Source organism: Streptomyces sp. UF-297 (genome assembly GCF_058245575.1).
On record NZ_JBSIBZ010000220.1, the window covers coordinates 1 to 1,294 of the forward strand.

Annotated in this window: 1 protein-coding gene; it reads left to right on the forward strand. The window is 77.1% G+C overall.

The window, feature by feature from the left end; all coding sequences use genetic code 11:
* Positions 1 to 50: 50 nt before the first annotated feature.
* A complete protein-coding gene (locus AC4IJH_RS43520; protein ID WP_490857565.1) occupies positions 51 to 1,217 on the forward strand; it encodes a carboxylesterase family protein in 1,167 nt (388 codons plus the stop codon).
* Positions 1,218 to 1,294: the final 77 nt, after the last annotated feature.

Sequence of the window (1,294 nt, forward strand, 5' to 3'; positions counted from 1 at the left end):
CCCCCCCCCCCCCCCCCCCGCCGCAGGGCCCCTCCCGGCTGGAGCGGGTCATGGGCCCGCGCACCCCGGACTGGGCCGAGGACGGCTGTCTGAACCTGAACGTATGGACGCCGGCCGCGGCCCTGACCGACGGACGGCCTCGGCCGGTGCTCGTGTGGTTCCACGGCGGCGGCTTCTCCAGCGGCTCGGGCGGCTGGGACTGGTACGACGGCGCCCGCCTCGCCGCGCTCGGCGACATCGTGGTGGTCACCGCCAACTACCGCCTCGGCGCGCTGGGTTATCTGCACCTGCCGCAGATCGGCGCCGACAACCTCGGCCTGTGCGACCAGGCCGCCGCGCTGCGCTGGGTGCACACCAACATCGCGGCCTTCGGCGGCGCTCCGGGGCCGTTCACCGTCGGCGGGCAGTCGGCGGGTGCGTACTCGGCACTGGCGCTCGCCCTCGCGCCGGACACCCGAGGCCTGGTCCACCGGGTGATCGCCCAGAGCGGGCCGTGGGGCCTGCCGCCCCAGGACCGCGCCGAGGCCCGCGAGGCGGCCGCCGCGTACCTGGAGATCCTGGGCGTGGCCGGCGCGGCGGACCTCGGCGCGGCCCTGCGCGCACGGCCGGTGCGGGATGTGCTGTCCGCGTACGCGCAACTGGCGGCGGATCGGGCCAGGCCGGGGGTGATCACCCCGCCGATGTATCCGGTCCTCGGCGGCGCCTTCCTGCCCCAGGACCTCCAACAGGCCATAAGGGAGGGAGCGTTGGGCGACACCGGGCTGCTGATCGGCGCGACGGCCGACGAGATGACGGCATTCCCCGCCGCTCCCGCAGGCCCCACCGCGCAGGACGCCTCCGTACGGGACGCCACGGAGCGCATGTTCGGCTCGGGTACCGCCCGGATCGCACAGCGGCGCGCCGAGCAGGGCACCCCCGCCTACGTCTACCGCTTCGATCGCCGCCCGCCCGGCGAGGACACCCTCGGCGCCACGCACTGCGCCGAACTGCCCTTCCTCTTCGGTACGTTCGCGGCGTACCCGGACGGCCCCATGCTCGGACACCCCGACGCCGCCGACCACGCCCTGTCCCGCTCCCTGGGCAGGTCCTTCGCCGCCTTCGTCGCGACCGGCTCGCCCAACGCCGAAGGCCTCGCCCCCTGGAGCCCGTACACGCCTGACCCGGAACCCGCGGTCATGCGCTTCGGCGGACAGCCCGGACAGCCCGGACAGCCCTGACCCGCCGCCCCCGCCGGGGGGGGGGGGGGGGGGGGGGGGGGGGGGGGGGGGGGGGGGGGGGGGGGGGGGGGGGGGGG

What these genes read in the sequence shown, in the direction of transcription:
- AC4IJH_RS43520 (WP_490857565.1), top strand. Translation starts at nt 51, where the DNA reads ATGGGCCCGCGCACCCCGGACTGGGCCGAGGACGGCTGTCTGAACCTG.